Origin of the sequence: Bariatricus sp. HCP28S3_A4 (assembly GCF_052066395.1) — a bacterium.
In the GTDB taxonomy this organism is placed as follows: domain Bacteria; phylum Bacillota; class Clostridia; order Lachnospirales; family Lachnospiraceae; genus Allocoprococcus.
Window position 1 is genome coordinate 24,308 of record NZ_JBQHSE010000028.1, and the last position, 17,263, is coordinate 41,570.

Here is a 17,263-nt window from a genome sequence, read left to right on the forward strand (position 1 = left end):
ACGGGCAGGGAATAAAACCCCTGCCTGTTTATGGTCTTCCTATTATCTTAGGAGTTGCCATGATGTTTTCCGGCATTATAGATATCGTGATATTTGCATCCGGTCATGATTATATGGCAGGATCTGGCTGGTTTCTTGCTGACGGCATTCTGACCGTACTGATGTCTTTATTCATTTTGGGAAATGGATGGTTTACAGCAATGACAATCTCCTTTATTTTAGGAATGTGGCTGATTTTTTCAGGTATCACCAAACTGGTTCATTCCTTTGACCTTCAAAAACTGGGAGTAAAGGGCTGGTTTACTGTACTTGGAATCCTGCTGACTGTGATTGGTTTTCTGTCATTCACACATCCATTTGCAAGTATTGCAGCTATGGCTTGGGTAATCGGATTTTTCCTGCTCCTTCAGGGTATTGTATCCGTTATGCGTGGATGCTTTTCCAACCGTTTCTGGTTGTAAAAATATAACAAAACCTAATATTGCCAAAGAGGAAAAAGGCACCTCTTCATATAGATTCGGCTGCATACAAAATTGTGTGCAGCCTTTTTAATGAATACCTAATTCTGAAAATAATCTTTTACTCTCTACGGATAATCTTATCCTACAACAATTTTTTCTTTTTAAAATAAATGAGTTCCAGAATAATTGTTATTACTGCAATTGCAATCACTGCAACATATCCGTATTTCCACTGTAGCTCTGGCATATTCACAAAATTCATACCATACCATCCAGTCAAAAGTGTAAGTGGCAGGAATAAGGTTGTCACAACTGTCAATATACACATAATTTTATTCTGTTGAGCATCCTGCTGAGATTGATACAATTCACGTAACTGCAGTATATTTTCTCTAAGCAAATGCACATGGTTATGCAATCGTTCTGTCCTGAGTGCATAACGATTCCACGATTCTGTATTACGGATAATAGGCAGTCCATCTTGAGACTGTAATAGATCACCAATCATAGCCAGCTGTTCATAATATGCATCCAGCTCAGAGAGTTTCTGTCGATACTTTGTAAGAACCGAAAAGAAATTATCCGCAACACCTTTTATAAGCTGATCTTCCATCTTTTCAATTTCTTTTTCCAAATGTAACAAATATAGAAGATCATTTTCAATCATCAATTCCATCATCTTAAGAAGAAACTGATCCGGTGATTTCAGCTCCTGAAACTGTTCTTCCTTTTTCTCTAACCAGTGTTTCAGTTCCCCACTCTCCTCAATTAAAAAAAGTTCTTTATCTGTCATGTAAAATCCACAGACAACATGCGGTGTACGTATTTCATTTTTTTCCGGTACTCGCAAGGTTCCCAGAATACAATCCCGAAACACTTCTGCTTTACAGTATCGGATTGATCTGATACTGTGTAATAATTCGTTATCATGCGGAAAATCTTTCTTCAACTCACGAAATTCATCTTCCCGTAAAATCGTAAGGAAATGTATATTCACCATAGAATCTCTCATTCTCCTTCCTTCCTAATATTCTTCTCTAGTAAATCAGAATACTCTTTATTTTTATGAAATGCAAATACGAAATGGCAGGAACTATCACATAATCCTCATTCCACTAAAATGCCTTATTCTTTATATTGCTGTTATCACAAGCACAATAACCAAATCCGACAAATACATCAGATAACAAATCTGCAAAACTCTGTGTATTAAAAATTACAGAGCAGAAACCTTATCTTTACATCGATAAAAATTACTGCTCTATCTTCATTATCATGCTAAGCTAATCAAAAGCTACTCCATTTCCTGATAATTTCTAATACACTTCAATACTTCAATTCTCAACTCCTGGTACAGATCCTCATCAAATCTTCCATTAATCAAAGAGTTCTTTATCAGCAACGGTCGGAACATCTCTACTATCTGTTCAGTAGCTACATGGTCTCCCATCTTCGCCCGGAACAACACTTCTTCAAAATTCATCACTTGACACCTCCCATCCATTTTCTGATCTTACGGATTGCATAATAATAAATTCCTTTCACCTTGTAAGGTGGCAAATCATTGATCCGGCTTATATCATCAAACGTCCGTTCTTCAAACACATGCTGATAGATCAGTTTTCTCTCATCCTCGCGCAATAAGAGTAATGCCTCGACAAGTTTTTGATCCCTTATCTCGTCCCATTCTGGATAGCACCCATCTAGCTCTCTCATTAACAGTTTGATAATTGCATACACCTCTCAGAAGATTGATATAGGTGCTGCAGATAGTGCCTGCGTTTATTGCGTGCCTGCAGCTTTAAGATTACATAGTAACGCCTTCTACGTGGCCGGGAAGGGCATAGGAACTGGCTTCTGGGAGATTTACACCATTTTTCGTCAGGCTATTTTACAATAGTAAAATTACTCTAAACTTGATATAATAATGGACAGGTATCGAAGTTTTATCCTGTCCGTAGAAAGGAGCAGAATGATCACAGTAACAAAAAGTGATTTGATAAAGTTAGGTTATGGTCCTTCTTTTTCAGCAGATATTATCCGAGAAGCGAAAAAGCTGATGATTGCCAAAGGCCATACTTATTATCAATCAAAGAAACTGAACAGGGTACCAAAGGAAGCGGTTGAGGAATTATTGGGAATCACTTTGCCAGATACTGAAAACTAAGTGTACTTCTTGCATTAGAGAAGGAGTGTAACATGGCAAAAGATCCAATCAAGAAAGCAACTAACGGAACCTATTATTTCAGAGCGAATTTAGGAAAACACCCTGTAACTGGGAAACAAATACAAAAATATCGCAGTGGATTTGCAACAAAGAAAGAGGCTCGGGCAGAATATTCAAAGCTTATTCTGTCTACACCAGATGAGCTTACGGAAAAGAAAGAGGAAGTGACTTTCAAAAAATTTATTCAGGAGATTTATCTTCCCTGGTATAAAACCCAGGTAAAAGAAAGTACATACAAGAATAGGTATGCTACCATTGAAAAACACTTTTCCTATTTCTATAAGATGAATACTGACAAAATTGAGCCAATTCATGTGCAAAACTGGCAATTAAAACTGGCAAAAAACTACAGCCCAAATTATGTGAGGATTATACAGGGAATGCTTGCAATCGCATTTGACAGAGCTATCGTTCTGGGCCTTGCAAAGAAAAATCCAGCCCGAATGATCGGAAATGTCAAGAGCAGAAAACCCAAAATTGATTTTTGGACATTGGAAGAATTCCAGAAAGTCATTTCTCTTCTGTATAAGGGCGATTACTATGAGCACTACTTGTTCATTTCTTACTGGTTGTTATTTATGACCGGAATGCGAATCAGAGAAGCGGCAGCACTGCAATGGTCAGATATTGATTTTGAAACAGGTGTTCTCAGCATCAACAAGAATCTTTATTACAAAACCATGACCGACTACAAATTTGTAGAGACAAAAACGCAAGCTAGCATACGGGATATCATTATATATGATGATACGCTTAAAGAGCTGAAAGAATGGAAAGAAGTTCAACAGAAAGTTCTACAGGAATGTATTTTTATATTAAGCTATAACGGAACGCCCACCAGCAAGACACCTCTGCCAAGAGCCTTGGAAAAGCTGGCAAAATTTCTGAGACGCTCTTGTGCCTCACCGCCCATTGATGTTATTGCTTTAATAGGTAGGGAATTAATTGCTGTAAGACCCGACAGGCGCAATCCCCGCTACTTAAGAGCAAGGACTGCAACTACATTCCAATACCGATAAAATATTCATATCTTGATATTTTTTCAGTAGGCAGATTCCCCAATCTGTCTGTTTGCCATGCCTGAATTATTTATCTAGAGACGCAATACGAGAACTGTATCAAGAAATTCATAATTTCCCGGCTCTTCTAGTATATCATAATTCTTATCTTAATGATAGCTACCTACCATTGGTGCCTGACACTTTGTATAACTTTTATCCGTTGTAACACTCTCATATCCTGCTTTTTCTGCTTTCAATATTATCATGTCCTGAAGCGTAAGAAAGTCCGCATGATATTTTTCTGCAATCTTTTTTTCGATTCTTTCTGTCTGTTTTATTCCCGGAATCCAGTTTTCATACATTCCGGGATATGGCACTATAAATGGCGACATACAGATAAGCTTTGCATCCGATTGCTCTGTAATTTCTTTCACAATGGCTTCATAACAGGCTTCAAACTGCTGTTCTTCCAGACTCTTTCCTGTATTCATCATAACTCCGACGTCATTGCATCCTATCAGAATGCTTACGACATCCGGTCGTTTTAAAATGCATTCCTTCTCCAATATACGTTTCACTCCATGAATCGTGAATCCATCATGTCCTCGATTCATAATGTCGTACTTCTTCCTTCCGCCGTCACTGTCATTCAACTTCTCAGCCACCATATTCACATAACCGTTTCCCAGTGGATTTTCTAAAAAGCAATGACTGGCATCTGTAATACTGTCACCTAAAAATATAATCTTTTTCATCTGTCCTTAACACCAAATAGCCTTATACTATAAATTGCATGAATTATAATTCCTGTCCGTCCTTAATTACCATCTTAAGCTCCAAATTCTCGTCTAATAATACGATATTCGCTTTCTTTCCCGGTGCGATCGAACCATATGTATCTTCAATTCCAAGACTCTTAGCCGGATTGATCGTCGCACATGCTACAGCCGTCTCAAGCGGGATCTCCATCTTCTTAACTACCGTACGCATACAGTCTGCAAGGTTTGTAACAGATCCTGCAAGTGCTCCATCAGATACCAGTGTTGCATGATTACCGACTACTTTTACATCCAATCCACCAAGTGTATACTGTCCGTCCGGCATTCCGGTCGCACGCATACTGTCGCTGATCAGGATCATACGGTCTGCTCCCATCATCTTGAACGCTGCTCTCACCATCGATGGATGGATATGTACACCGTCACAGATAATCTCTGCCATTACATGTGCACTGTCGGACACTGCTCCTACAACACCCGGTTCACGGTGAGTGAATGCAGGCATCGCATTAAAGAGATGTACGGCATGATTTGCTCCGGCATCGAATGCTGCTTTCGCATGTGCATAATCCGCATTGGTATGTGCAAGCGAAATGTTCACTTTATCTTTCATTGCTTCTACAAATGCAACTGCGTCCTCACTTTCTTCCGGCGCAAGTCCTACAAACTTCACAAGGCCTTCCGAAGCATCAAGGAATCTCTGACAAATGTCCGTATCACAAGGCATGATATTTCTTTCATCCTGCGCTCCTTTTTTCACCGGGCTGATGAACGGGCCTTCCATGTTCACGCCAACAAGATCCGCTCCCTTCGGATTCTGCTCTTTTTTGTATTCTGCTGCTGTTCTTAAGATATCTTCCAGTTCTTCTACCGGAAGTGTCATTGTTGCTGGTGCGATTGTTGTAACACCCACAGAAGCCTCATATTTTGCAATATTTTCAATAGCCTCTTTACTGTTATCACAGAAGTCATCTCCCATACACCCGTGGAAATGCAGATCGATCAGTCCCGGAATTGCGTATGCCCCCTGTCCGTCAACGACTTCTTCCCCCGGCATATCCGGTACGTTTTCTGTCGTGTAAATGCTTTCGATCTTGTCATCGTGAACAACAATGCCGCCTGCTGTAAATTTTTTGTCTTCTGTATAGACAATTACATTTTTGATTATCATTTTATATATCCTCCATTTTATTTTTTCCCAACATACCTCTTAACATTCTAAAAACTCCTGTGCATCCCTTCTCCTTCTTCCAGTGCACGCAGTGTATTATCATGCAGAACTTCTTTTTCATATTTATCCTGTTCCAAATAGTAAGAATAGATAATATCAAGCATGACCAAAATCGGGAACTGCGGTGAGATTACATTCCCATGATTCAGGTGTCTGAGTGATGGAATCAGAACAACTTCTGTGCAGAACTGCTCGAAGCCACCCCGGTTGTTCGCCGTAAAAAGAATCGTTTTCGCACCTTTCCGATATGCTTCTTTCAGAAGAAACAAGACCTCTTCCTTGGATCCGCTGATACTGATTCCGAATACGAGGCTTCTTCTGTCCTGGAATACCGCCTGCATACGCATCATATCTCTTTCTACCAGCGAATCAATATCCACACCAATTCGCATAAAACGCAGTTCCATCTCTCTTGCTGCCAGACCGGAACTTCCGGTTCCGCACACGAACACACGCTCCGACTGATTCAGATATCTGCTGATCCTTGCAATCTGCGCCTCATCCACCAGACTGTAAGTCCTATTCAGAAGTTCCTGATACGCATTCAGGATCATTCGCGTATTACCGGTAATGGATTCCTGCTTTTCTACAAATGTCTCTTCATACTGATAGATGAATTCTCTGTATCCGCGATATCCGCATTTCTTCGCAAATCTGGATAACGACGCTTCTGATACGAAGAGTCTCTCGGAAATGGATTTTGATGAAAAATCCACTTTCTTTCTGTTCTGTATAAAAAAATCTGCGATATTCCGTTCCACTGTCGTAAATTTATCATAATTCGATTCTATGATCGGAACGACTGATTTTACATAATATTCCATATCTTACTATTCCTGCTTCTTTATTTTATAACTCCAGACTATGCATGTCTTCCCTGAAAATGGTAGAATGCGCCTAACATACCGGCATTGTTCTGGTTTTTGGCAAATGCGATACTTGTATGCTCCCACATGCTGGACACCAGGTATTTTTCCACTGCTTTTTCAATCTTGTCCTTCAGGAATGCTTCCTGCGCCATGATTCCGCCGCCAAGTACGACAACTTCCGGATTCACTACATAACAGATATTGGCAATACCTTTCCCAAGTACATCCGTCATCTCATCAATTGCACGGTTACAGATCTTATCACCTTTTTTTGCCTCTTCAAAAATGCGATATCCGCTCCAATTTTCTGCCGGTTCTCCCTTCCATGCAGCAACCTTCTTCGTCAGAATACTGGCTGCTCCGAGTGTCTGGAAATCGCTGTCATCCATATGCATATATCCGACTTCACATGCGCTGTTACTGAATCCGTGGAACACCTCGCCATTCAGCAAAATACAGCCGCCGATTCCGGTTCCGATTGTCAGCATCACAGCCGCCTTACTTCCTGCCGCCGCTCCTGCTTTGTACTCAGCAAGTCCCGCACAATTCACATCATTTTCCACTTCACATGGAATTCCGAATCGTTCTTCTACCGTCTTTTTGAATGCCGTTCCGATATAATTCGGGATCAGCGGTGCCGAATAGAAGATTTCACCTTTCTCAATGTCAACCATACCGGCTGTAGAAATACACACACCTGCGTCTGCCTCTTCTTTTAATGCTTCTACGATACCGATGACTTTATCAAGGATCGCCGGTCCGCCTTTCTGCGCTTCTGTCTTCATTTCTTTCTTTAACAATACTTCTGCATCTTCGCTCACAATACCATATTTGATTGCTGTGCCGCCGATGTCAATACTAATATATTTTTTCATCTCTGCTTTGCCTCTTTCATTTTCCTTCATTATACTCGTTCAGCCAGAAAAGGGCAAACCGTTCTTTTATGGTTTGCCCTCGACTTTTTCTGATTAAATCTTTACTTTAAATATTGCCTTTTTAATGGTTTCCGGTTCCTGAACCTGAACCGCTGTTCTGTGTCCGTCACTCGGATAACAGATCAGGAAATCTCCATCTGTCAGGACTACGGAAGAATTCTTTTCCCCATCCATCGGAAGAAAATCATCTTTTTCCACAAAATCTTTTAATTCCATATTCTGAATGAAGTTCAGATCGATCTGTTCGTTTCCATGGATCATTACATGGACGTCCAGATAATTTTTATGTGCTTCCCAGAAACGTTCTTCCGGTGTTGTTGTTGTATATTCTACGATATTGACAAACAGTCTGTCACCATCGATTTCATGACTTCCCTTTTCATAAGATGCAAGGTCGTGTGTCTTTGCATATTCAAAGCACTCTTTTACCTGTTCTTCTAAGAATGGGAATTCTGATAAATTATTGATATTTCCAAAAATCACGAAAATCGTCACTCCTTCTTAGTTTTTGTAAATGGTTGTGTTAGGAGCAGGTACGGAATTGTCTCCTTTTGCCTTTCTCCAGATGATACTTGCCGGGATACCAATTACCAGTGATACTACAATTGAGATGATTGAGTATGACCAGATTGATACGTGATCAGCAGGTACGAAGTATTTGATGTATATCATTACGCCTGATGCAACGATGAATGCACATACTGCACCAAATGTATTGGCAACCTTTGTAAATGCTCCAAGGATAAATGTTCCGATCAGGATACCAAGTACCAGTCCCATGAATCCATTGAACCATTCGTATGCAGATTTTACTCCGCCGTTAGCCAGTACCATAGCAACTACGATTGCGAAGATACCAACGATCAGAGATACATACTGTCCGATCTTTGTCTGTTTCTCAAAGCTTAATTCTTTCTTAGAAAGTCTTGTCTGGATATCCAGTGTCCAGCTTGATGCTACAGAGTTCAGACCTGTAGAAAGTGTAGACTGTGCTGCTGCATAAATAGCTGCTAACAGAAGTCCTGTTACACCAACCGGAAGCTCAAATGCGATGTAAGATGCGAAGATCTGGTCCTGAGCCGCTGCCGGTGGAAGTGCATTCTGCTGATAGAATACGTATAATCCTGTACCGATCAGGTAGAATACTGTTGCGATGAAGATTGATAATCCTCCGTTTGTAAGCATCATTTTGTTCAGTTTCTTTGTATCAGTTGTTGTTGTAAAACGCTGTACAATATCCTGGCTTGATACGTAAGATGCCATTGTATTGAATCCGGCACCAACGATCATGATGAATACGCTGTCTTTAAAAATATTAACATTGAAAATTGGCTGATCTACAGCAAGGAACTTATGCTCTGTTGTCAGTGCATGTGCGATTGCTCCAAATCCACCATCTAAGTGTGCTAACAGGAAGATCAGTGCAAATGTAACACCGATCAGAAGTACAGATCCCTGGATGAAGTCTGTCCAAAGTACGGATTTAAGACCTCCTGTGTATGAGTAAATAATAGCAATGATACCCATGATAATGATCAGTAAGTTTACGCTGATTCCAGTCAGACTTCCAAGTACCATACATGGAAGGTACATGATGATTGACATACGTCCGATCTGGTAAATGATGAACATTACAGCTCCAAGTACACGAAGTCCTTTGCTTCCGAATCTCAGTTCCAGATAATGATATGCTGTATCAATATCCAGTTTGCTGTAGATTGGCAGGAAGAATTTAATCGTGATCGGGATAGCTAACAGCATACCAAGCTGTGCGAACCACATGATCCATGTTCCTGCGTATGAGTTTCCTGCTAATGACAGGAATGAAATCGGACTTAACAGTGTTGCGAAAATTGATACGGAAGTTACCCACCACGGTACAGTTCCGTCTCCTTTAAAATACTCTTTTCCTTTCATTTCTTTCTTTGCGAAATGAAGGCCGGCGAACAGTACAGCCGCGAGATAAACTACTAAAATGACTAAATCTACTACGGTAAACCCTTGCATCGTCTCTCTCCTTACAGATATTTTTCTTTCACGTATTTGTTATATAATCTTACAGATATTTAGCTTTTGCGTCGCGAACCATCTTAGCTGCTTCTTCAACGATAGCCATGTCTTCTTCTACTAATGCTGGCAGTGGCTCTCTTACTCCGCCAAGTTCCAGACCTTCGTTGATCTTTAACATAGCTTTGATCACTGCGTACATATTTCCGTGTGCAGAGCACATCTTATAGATAATCTCATCACAAGCATACTGGATTTCTCTTGCTTCTTCCATCTTTCCGGCTCTTACATACTCGTCTAATTTCAGATATAATTCCGGCATAACTCCGTATGTACCACCGATTGCTCCTTCAGCTCCGATGACACGTCCACTCATGAACTGCTCATCTGGTCCGTTGAAGATGATGTAGTCAGGGCCTGCTGCCTGTTTGAACATCTGGATATCCTGTACCGGCATAGAAGAGTTCTTAACACCAATTACGTTAGGATTCTTTCTCATCTCTGCGAAAAGTCCCTGTGTAAGAGCCACTCCTGCAAGCTGTGGAATGTTGTAGATTACGAAGTCTGTGTTTGGTGCTGCTGCACTGATGTCATTCCAGTACTGAGCGATTGCATACTCTGGCAGGTGGAAGTAGATCGGTGGGATTGCTGCGATTGCATCAACTCCAAGGCTTTCTGCATGTCTTGCAAGTTCCTGGCTATCTTTTGTGTTATTGCATGCAACGTGTGCGATAACTGTAAGCTTTCCTTCTGCTGCTTTCATAACGTTCTCAAGGATGATCTTACGGTCTTCTACGCTCTGATAAATACATTCTCCTGACGAACCGTTCACATATACACCTTTCACACCTTTTTCTACAAAGTATTTTGTCAGTGCCTGAACGCCTTCCGGGCTTACATTTCCTTCGTTGTCATAGCATGCATAGAATGCAGGGATTACGCCTTTGTACTTTTCAAGATTTCTCATGGTTTCTTTCTCCTTTTCTTTGTCTTTTTATATAAATTTAATTTAATAAGTTCCTTGCAGAATTATCTTTCCATTTCTTCTACAAATGATTTTGTGATCAGCTGCGGTCTTGTGATAATAGATCCTACAACAACACTGTACGCACCAAGCTCGATCACATGTTTTGCTTTTTCCGGTGTATTGATGTTACCTTCTGCGATCACTCTGTGTTTTGCTTTTGCGACAATCTTTCTTAAGATTTCGAAATCATTTGCCTCGATCTTATCGTCCTTGCTCTGCTCTGTGTAACCAACCATTGTAGTTCCGATGAAGTCAAATCCAAGTTCATCCGCATGCAGTGCTTCTTCCACTGTAGAACAGTCTGCCATGAATAACTGATCCGGATATTTTGCTTTTACTTCTTTAAAGAACTCATCTAATGTCTTTCCGCCAGGTCTCTTTGAAATAGTAGCGTCCATAGCGATGATTTCAGGTTTTACTTCCATCAGTTCTTCGATTTCTTTCATCGTTGGTGTAATGTAGATATCACTGTCATCATAATCTCTTTTTACGATTCCGATGATTGGCAGATCAACCTGTGACTGGATCTCCTTGATATCTTCTTTTGTATTTGCACGAATTCCGCTTGCACCTCCCTGTTTTGCAGCCAGTGCCATTCTTCCCATAATGAATGAAGAATGTAATGGTTCATCTGGTAATGCCTGACATGATACAATTAATTTACCCTTCAGATTTTCAACTTTCTGATTCATTTTTTGTTCCCTCCTTCGTTCTGCAATCAGTATAGTATTGTTCGATTTTATTTTCAAGTACCTTTGCAGTTCTTGAAACTTCTTTCATCTTTTTCAATACTTCTCTCTTTTTTGCCTATTTTAAAATCCGTTTTTTATGCAATATGCACAATTCCAGGCAATTTCTTTCCACTTTTGAAAGTATTTTCAGTTCATGCTATTTTACTTGAAAATTCATTTATAATGTATATACTAATATTCAGAAACAAAAAAACAATAGAATAAGGAGAGATTTTATTATGGTAATTTATAAAGCAAAAGACTATCAGGATATGAGCCGTAAGGCCGCAAACATCATTTCTGCACAGATTATTATGAAGCCAAACTGTGTACTTGGACTTGCAACCGGATCTTCACCGGTCGGTACATATAAACAGCTGATCGAATGGTATAAGAAAGGGGATCTTGATTTTTCCCAGGTTACAAGTGTAAACCTCGATGAATACAAAGGACTCAGTCCTGAAAATGATCAGAGCTACAGATATTTCATGAATACCAATCTCTTTGATCATGTAAACATCGACAAAACCCGTACTTTCGTTCCGGACGGACTGGAAGCAGATTCCGCGAAAGCCTGCAACGATTATAATGCAGTCATCCGTAAGCAGGGCGGTGTAGACCTCCAGCTTCTCGGTCTTGGACACAACGGACATATCGGATTCAACGAACCAGGTGCCGCTTTTGAGAAAGAGACACACTGCGTAGATCTGACAGAAAGTACAATTGAAGCCAATAAGCGTTTCTTCGAATCTGAAGATGATGTTCCGAGACAGGCTTATACAATGGGAATCAAGAATATCATGCAGGCCAAGAAAATTCTGGTTGTTGTAAGCGGAGAAGATAAGGCGGATATCTTAAAAGAGGTCTTATACGGACCAATTACTCCGAAAGTTCCTGCTTCTATTCTTCAGTTACATAATGATGTTACGATTGTAGCTGATGAAGCAGCACTCAGTAAGATTGATATGTAATATGAATAAAAAATCCCGGTATGTGAATCAGACATTTTTGAGCATCCAGCTCATTGTCCTTTCACATACCGGGATCTTTTTCTGTATTCGATTATATTTGCGGCAGCCGGACTATTTTTTGTAAAGCTGCTGCTTTTTTTCTTCCTGCAATGATCAGTATAGCGGATATCACTACAATCGTGCCTGCCAACAGCTGAGAGACCGGAAGTCCAACTTTTGGCAGCAACAGCTGATCGGTTCTAAGTCCTTCGATCCAGAATCTGCCAAGACCATACCCCAAGAGATAGATCAGGAAGACTTCCCCATCGAATTTCTTATGCTTGCGGTACAACAGCATGATGATCAGCACCATCAGACACCACAGGTATTCGTACAGGTAGGTCGGATGAACCTGAATATACATGACTCCTTTGACTGTCTCGGCATGATTCCACATCTTTGTTGTGATATCCGAACTTCTTACTGCATCCACCGGAAGTCTCATGGCAAATAAGCCATTTGTATATTCGCCGAATGCTTCTCGATTAAAAAAGTTCCCCCATCTTCCGATCATCTGTCCGGTGATCAGACCGAATCCGCCTGTGTCAAATAACAGGAACGGTGATGATACTTTTATTTTTGCAAATATAAATACTACAACAATTGCCGTGATCACACCGCCGTATATGGCAAGACCGCCCTCACGGATGTTAATGATGCTCTTAATATCGTCTTTATACATATCCCAGGAGAAAATCACATAATATGCCCTTGCTCCGATAATTGAAAAGATAACTCCATATATTGCCAGATCATTATAATCTTCTACGTTCTGATGCGTACGCTTTGCTTCCATTACCGCCATCATAAGTCCCGCAAGTATTCCGATTCCTATGACGATTCCATAATATGCGATATCGAATCCAAAGACTGTGATATGATCGCCGACAGATTTTAAATGAATTCCCAGATTAGGGAAATCTATGGTTCTGTACCGAAATTTAATAGTGCCTGACACCAATGTGGTCAACTTAAGAATTTTAGAAAAATTTTAGAATTCCTTCAGCCCTGATTTCATGGGCATTTGAAGGAATTCTTTTCTTTTTTTACAAAAAAGTACTTGACAAAACCTCCTGAAAGTGAGGTCGCTTCGCGACCTATTAATTAAGGAATTGTTCGTCTCGCCACGAACCTTAATTACACTTTAGGAGGTATATCATATGAATCGAATTGACATCTGCAAAAATATCATCCAATCCATTAAGGATTATATCACAACCCCAGAAAAACTGGAACCAAATCGTGCAAAAAATCATTTTGTTCGCAAACGAAAGCTTTCTCTTTTTCAGGTAATTATGTATCTGCTTTATACTTCAAAAGCCTCCATGTTTCAAAATCTTTCCCGTATCCGGGAAGATCTTGGATGCCTTGATTTCCCTGACATTTCAAAGCAGGCTCTGTCAAAGGCTCGCCAATTTATTAACCCTGCCTTATTTAAAGAACTCTACTATTTATCGGTTGATTTATTCTATAAGCAGCTCCCATCTCGTAAACTTTGGAATGGATATCATTTATTTGCCATTGATGGTTCCAAAATAGAATTGCCTAATTCCAAATCGAATTTTGAATTCTTCGGTGAAATGTTTGGATATCCTGATCCAAGCCGCCGTTTTACTATGGGACTTGGTTCCTTTGTTTATGATGTTCTTGATGATTATATCGTCCATGCTTCTTTTACTGAATTTCTTAAAGCGATAAATTCTAATGGTGGTTTAGATGAGTACTGTTGTTTGCCAGTACAATAAGAAAAATCCAGAATCAGAGAGAAGGTTCTATCATCCTCTGATTTTGGATTTTTTCTTATGTAGCATTATTCTGTTTAAGAGAGCCCTTTATGATTTCTAATCATATTCTATACAAACCTGTTTATTCAGATCTATCGCATATCGCTGTAAATATTTGTCCGCAAGACTATTTGGAACCACTTTAATATGTACGACCGGGCAATCCGCAAAAACTGCTTTATCTAAAGAAAGAATACTTGCAGGTAAATGAATTTCTGCCAGTTTATGGCAACCATAGAACGCATGGTTTTTGATTCTCTGGATTCCTGTTTCCATATACACTCTTTCAAGATTTGTACACTTGCAAAACGCATCTTCCTCAATAAGAAGAATATTCTCCGGTACAACAAGCTCATGTATTCTGGAACATCCACGGAAAACACCTCTTGATAATTTTGAAAGCCCCTTTCCTATCTTTATTTCTTTCAGTCCTACACAATTTGTAAATGCATAAGTTCCAAGTTCAGAAACTGAATCCGGAAGCACCAGACTATCGATGGAAGCGCATCCTGAAAACGCATCCCTGCAAATACATTTCAATGAATCTGGTAAAAAAAGGGTTCCTTCAAGATTCTTACATCCTGTAAAAGCATTCTCCTGGATCTCTTCCAGTTCTTTCCCCCATTCAGATCCTGTTTTGCTCCGACTATACATCGGATAATTTCACTTTTGTGATACACAGTCTCTGGATACTCCTGCCTCTTATTATAATACCGGTACTCAGGCAATCTCTGATTTCCTGCATCTAACAGACAATATTCCTTCGTTGAATCACTCAACAGGAATACTGCATCTCCGTTTTCAGCGCTGCAATTTGCAAGCAGATAAGTCTGCTGTGTGATTTTCCAGGGATCAGCCATAAGCTTTTCTGATTCATGTGGAAGAATATGCATACTTAAAATTAAGATGAACCAGAGCCTCAAATGGCAATCCGACAGATTGTTACGCCATTCTTCCAACAGATTCTTTGTAATATGTACGAAATAATCGTAAGAAAGCTCTGCAATGGTTTCCTCTGCACCTGATGCCAGCGATGGATCACTTACCATTGCTTTTATCAGCGGATGAAGGGAAACCGTATGATTCTCAATATGAATTACTCCTTCTTCCTGAAGCTGGAAAACAGCATTTCTCGCTGCAACCAATACCTCATCCGATGTGAACTGACCATCTCCTGTCAGTTTACAGATCACATTCATGTTATTCGTATACGGCTCCATCCTGATGATTGTTCCAAGAACCTGCCGTTCGATTTCTGTATACTTTCTCAAGATTAATTTTGCATGAAATAAGTGTTTCAGAATCTCATAAGGTGTATCAGAAATCCTTTTCCCATCCTTATTGACCGATACTTTTATTCCAAGTTTCAATGCATCCGGGATGCTTTTCTTAATCTTCTGACTGTACTTCTGAAGTGTCCAGCCGCTTCTCTTATAATGGAGCGCAATCAGCTTTACAGCCAGAGCATGGAATCCAACCGTCGAAATAATTTCTTCACATGCACTTTTATCCTCCTGCGACAATTTCTCATATACCGTTCCAGAGTACTGGCAAAACATATGACACGAAAATGCTTCTTTCTGCTCCACATTTTGATTGTCTACAGAATCTATGAAAAGAACCTTTCCATATTCGTTCATCTCTTCCGTATAATCCTACGCTGTTATAATCACTTTTACACAAGACAATCTTGCCAGCAGATGGAATACCGTAGGATTCGATCCCCTCCAAGGAAATTCATTCTTTCCCCGCATTTTGGACATTCCGGATGATCTGGATTTTCTTCTCCCCAATATACATCATGGGCTATTTGTTTCATTTTTGTTGTTACACTCATATGTAGTCCTCCCTTTGCTTAACCATTGTTACTTTAACTATACCGCTACTTTTGGAAAATCGCTAATCACAGTTTGTGATATCGGTTCGTTAAACAGTTCTTCTAATTTCTCCCAGAAATCTATAGCATAAGATCTAAGTTTTCTTTTAATTCAGGCACTGTTTTATCCTTGCTCCACCCTGAAATATATCCAAAAGAATATTCGGAAGTATCAAGTCCATTTCCAATCATTTCCGCCACCCAAAAAGCTACTGACTCTGCCTGTATCTCTTTGGTATTACGATCAAATTTATCTTCTTCACTTCCATGCTTTAACTCTACATGGCCAATTTCATGAATAAGTGTTTTGATTGTTTGAAGTTGTGGCATTCCTTCTCTTACTGCATTTTTTTCTTCTGCCGGACTATAATAACCATTTGCCGATCCTTCTATTGATTCAAAAGAAACCTGAACTGGACTAATCAATATAAGTGCTTCCTTTAATTGTTCATATCCCTCAACACTTTCTTCTAGCATCATCGCAAGTGTTGGAAGTGGCTCTCCACTGGTCTGCTGAACATCAAATACATACGCTGGCCGGAATGAATGAAATTCACGATTTACAATTTTTTTCTTTTGTTTCCCCATTTCATCTAAAACAGGTTTCGAATTTTCATCATACACAAGCTCTTCCACATCTGCTTTATGTCTTATTCGCCATGGTTGGGATAAACTTCATATACTCTTCCTTTGTCCAAAATTTCATTTCATCTGATTCATTCTGTCCCATTGATCCTGCAACCCTCACTGGATTATTCGGAAGTTCATAAAATCGTACAGCATGATTAAAAATACTCGAAAGTTGTGCTTGTACAGTTTTTAAATATGTTCCTGTATATTCTTTGCCTTTGTTGTTGATGGATTCTCTCATTGTGTTTTGCCATTTGATGATATCTCTCGGTGTAATATCTCGCATACTCAAATCTTTGAAATACGGAAATATCTTTGTTTTTATGATATGTTCTTTTGTACACCAGGTATTGTATCGGATTTTTGGTTTTACATCGGCTTCATAGATTCCGTAAAAATCTTCAAATGTCATATCTAGGCTATTTGCCTTTTGAAGCTTAAAATGATTTTCCCAATTCTGAGCCGCGTTTTTCGTCAAAAAACCGCGTTTTAGTTTTCGACAACGTTTTCCGGTCCAATCCACATATAGAAAAGAGGTATACCAAGTTCCACATTTTTTGTCCTTGTAAACAGCCATCCATTTTCTCCCTATTAAGTCAAGTCTTTTTTCCTTGAAAATCAAGGATTTTTTCAATATATCATCAATAAATATCTCAGAAGAAGAAGCCATAGGAATGAACATTTCTCTGTATCTG

At 39.6% G+C, this 17,263-nt stretch carries 22 protein-coding genes; 5 read left to right on the forward strand and 17 right to left on the reverse strand.

Going from position 1 to position 17,263, the window contains the following annotated elements:
* The first annotated feature begins 44 nt into the window (after window positions 1-44).
* Window positions 45-461, forward strand: a complete 417-nt coding sequence (locus ACTNBF_RS13010) for an HdeD family acid-resistance protein (protein ID WP_441089436.1) — start codon at window positions 45-47, stop codon at window positions 459-461.
* Window positions 462-603: 142 nt separating this feature from the next.
* Here the strand turns inward: ACTNBF_RS13010 and ACTNBF_RS13015 are convergent, their stop codons facing one another.
* The 3 genes from ACTNBF_RS13015 to ACTNBF_RS13025 all read right to left on the reverse strand — a co-directional run bounded on the left by ACTNBF_RS13015 (window position 604) and on the right by ACTNBF_RS13025 (window position 2,177).
* Window positions 604-1,473, reverse strand: coding sequence for a CorA family divalent cation transporter (locus tag ACTNBF_RS13015; protein WP_427806933.1), 870 nt, complete (start codon window positions 1,471-1,473; stop codon window positions 604-606).
* 282 nt (window positions 1,474-1,755) lie between these two features.
* Window positions 1,756-1,944, reverse strand: coding sequence for a helix-turn-helix domain-containing protein (locus ACTNBF_RS13020; protein ID WP_427806934.1), 189 nt, complete (start codon window positions 1,942-1,944; stop codon window positions 1,756-1,758).
* Window positions 1,944-2,177, reverse strand: a complete 234-nt coding sequence (locus ACTNBF_RS13025; RefSeq protein ID WP_427806935.1) for a hypothetical protein — start codon at window positions 2,175-2,177, stop codon at window positions 1,944-1,946. Before ACTNBF_RS13025 ends, ACTNBF_RS13020 begins: the two co-directional genes overlap by 1 nt.
* A gap of 256 nt (window positions 2,178-2,433) precedes the next feature.
* On the opposite strand from ACTNBF_RS13025, the gene ACTNBF_RS13030 reads away from it, so the two are divergent.
* The gene (locus ACTNBF_RS13030; RefSeq protein WP_427819918.1) at window positions 2,434-2,628 is read left to right on the forward strand and encodes a DUF3173 domain-containing protein; all 195 of its coding nucleotides are present in this window, start codon (window positions 2,434-2,436) and stop codon (window positions 2,626-2,628) included.
* Between the two features lie 32 nt (window positions 2,629-2,660).
* On the forward strand, window positions 2,661-3,707 hold the full coding sequence (locus tag ACTNBF_RS13035; protein ID WP_441089426.1) for an Arm DNA-binding domain-containing protein: 1,047 nt from the start codon (window positions 2,661-2,663) through the stop codon (window positions 3,705-3,707).
* 149 nt (window positions 3,708-3,856) lie between these two features.
* Here ACTNBF_RS13035 and ACTNBF_RS13040 read toward each other — a convergent pair whose 3' ends face one another.
* From ACTNBF_RS13040 to ACTNBF_RS13075, 8 genes are all read right to left on the reverse strand, one after another.
* A complete protein-coding gene (locus ACTNBF_RS13040) occupies window positions 3,857-4,444 on the reverse strand; it encodes an SGNH/GDSL hydrolase family protein (protein ID WP_441089427.1) in 588 nt (195 codons plus the stop codon).
* A 43-nt stretch (window positions 4,445-4,487) separates the two neighbouring features.
* Window positions 4,488-5,639 (reverse strand): N-acetylglucosamine-6-phosphate deacetylase, encoded by a 1,152-nt coding sequence (nagA, locus tag ACTNBF_RS13045; protein WP_118327269.1) that lies wholly within the window; start codon window positions 5,637-5,639, stop codon window positions 4,488-4,490.
* 47 nt (window positions 5,640-5,686) lie between these two features.
* A complete protein-coding gene (locus ACTNBF_RS13050; protein WP_441089428.1) occupies window positions 5,687-6,523 on the reverse strand; it encodes a MurR/RpiR family transcriptional regulator in 837 nt (278 codons plus the stop codon).
* A gap of 38 nt (window positions 6,524-6,561) precedes the next feature.
* Complete coding sequence (locus ACTNBF_RS13055) at window positions 6,562-7,443, reverse strand: ROK family protein (protein WP_055157330.1); 882 nt, start codon at window positions 7,441-7,443, stop codon at window positions 6,562-6,564.
* 93 nt (window positions 7,444-7,536) lie between these two features.
* A complete protein-coding gene (locus ACTNBF_RS13060; protein ID WP_055284298.1) occupies window positions 7,537-7,986 on the reverse strand; it encodes a YhcH/YjgK/YiaL family protein in 450 nt (149 codons plus the stop codon).
* A gap of 18 nt (window positions 7,987-8,004) precedes the next feature.
* On the reverse strand, window positions 8,005-9,510 hold the full coding sequence (locus ACTNBF_RS13065; RefSeq protein ID WP_441089429.1) for a sodium:solute symporter: 1,506 nt from the start codon (window positions 9,508-9,510) through the stop codon (window positions 8,005-8,007).
* A gap of 49 nt (window positions 9,511-9,559) precedes the next feature.
* Window positions 9,560-10,477 carry a dihydrodipicolinate synthase family protein gene (locus ACTNBF_RS13070; RefSeq protein ID WP_006427785.1) on the reverse strand — a complete coding sequence of 306 codons (918 nt, stop codon included), beginning with the start codon at window positions 10,475-10,477 and terminating at the stop codon, window positions 9,560-9,562.
* Between the two features lie 62 nt (window positions 10,478-10,539).
* Window positions 10,540-11,229 carry an N-acetylmannosamine-6-phosphate 2-epimerase gene (locus tag ACTNBF_RS13075; RefSeq protein ID WP_441089430.1) on the reverse strand — a complete coding sequence of 230 codons (690 nt, stop codon included), beginning with the start codon at window positions 11,227-11,229 and terminating at the stop codon, window positions 10,540-10,542.
* Window positions 11,230-11,507: 278 nt separating this feature from the next.
* On the opposite strand from ACTNBF_RS13075, the gene nagB reads away from it, so the two are divergent.
* Window positions 11,508-12,239: a glucosamine-6-phosphate deaminase gene (gene nagB / locus ACTNBF_RS13080; RefSeq protein WP_117685531.1), complete on the forward strand. Its 732-nt coding sequence runs from the start codon at window positions 11,508-11,510 to the stop codon at window positions 12,237-12,239.
* Window positions 12,240-12,330: 91 nt separating this feature from the next.
* Here nagB and lgt read toward each other — a convergent pair whose 3' ends face one another.
* Window positions 12,331-13,248 (reverse strand): prolipoprotein diacylglyceryl transferase, encoded by a 918-nt coding sequence (gene lgt / locus ACTNBF_RS13085; protein WP_441089431.1) that lies wholly within the window; start codon window positions 13,246-13,248, stop codon window positions 12,331-12,333.
* A 190-nt stretch (window positions 13,249-13,438) separates the two neighbouring features.
* Here lgt and ACTNBF_RS13090 point away from each other — a divergent pair, with 190 nt between their 5' ends.
* Window positions 13,439-14,023: a hypothetical protein gene (locus ACTNBF_RS13090; protein ID WP_291809291.1), complete on the forward strand. Its 585-nt coding sequence runs from the start codon at window positions 13,439-13,441 to the stop codon at window positions 14,021-14,023.
* A 96-nt stretch (window positions 14,024-14,119) separates the two neighbouring features.
* Here ACTNBF_RS13090 and ACTNBF_RS13095 read toward each other — a convergent pair whose 3' ends face one another.
* The 5 genes from ACTNBF_RS13095 to ACTNBF_RS13115 form a co-directional block, all read right to left on the reverse strand.
* Window positions 14,120-14,716, reverse strand: coding sequence for a leucine-rich repeat domain-containing protein (locus tag ACTNBF_RS13095; RefSeq protein WP_441089432.1), 597 nt, complete (start codon window positions 14,714-14,716; stop codon window positions 14,120-14,122).
* Window positions 14,599-15,702 (reverse strand): hypothetical protein, encoded by a 1,104-nt coding sequence (locus ACTNBF_RS13100; protein ID WP_441089433.1) that lies wholly within the window; start codon window positions 15,700-15,702, stop codon window positions 14,599-14,601. The genes ACTNBF_RS13095 and ACTNBF_RS13100 overlap by 118 nt, the downstream gene beginning before the upstream one ends.
* 35 nt (window positions 15,703-15,737) lie before the next feature.
* On the reverse strand, window positions 15,738-15,899 hold the full coding sequence (locus ACTNBF_RS13105) for a hypothetical protein (RefSeq protein WP_291809285.1): 162 nt from the start codon (window positions 15,897-15,899) through the stop codon (window positions 15,738-15,740).
* Between the two features lie 120 nt (window positions 15,900-16,019).
* Window positions 16,020-16,562 carry a hypothetical protein gene (locus ACTNBF_RS13110; RefSeq protein ID WP_441089434.1) on the reverse strand — a complete coding sequence of 181 codons (543 nt, stop codon included), beginning with the start codon at window positions 16,560-16,562 and terminating at the stop codon, window positions 16,020-16,022.
* Between the two features lie 19 nt (window positions 16,563-16,581).
* Window positions 16,582-17,263, reverse strand: a 682-nt coding sequence (locus tag ACTNBF_RS13115) for an Arm DNA-binding domain-containing protein (RefSeq protein ID WP_441089435.1), incomplete at its 5' end; no start/stop codon positions are given.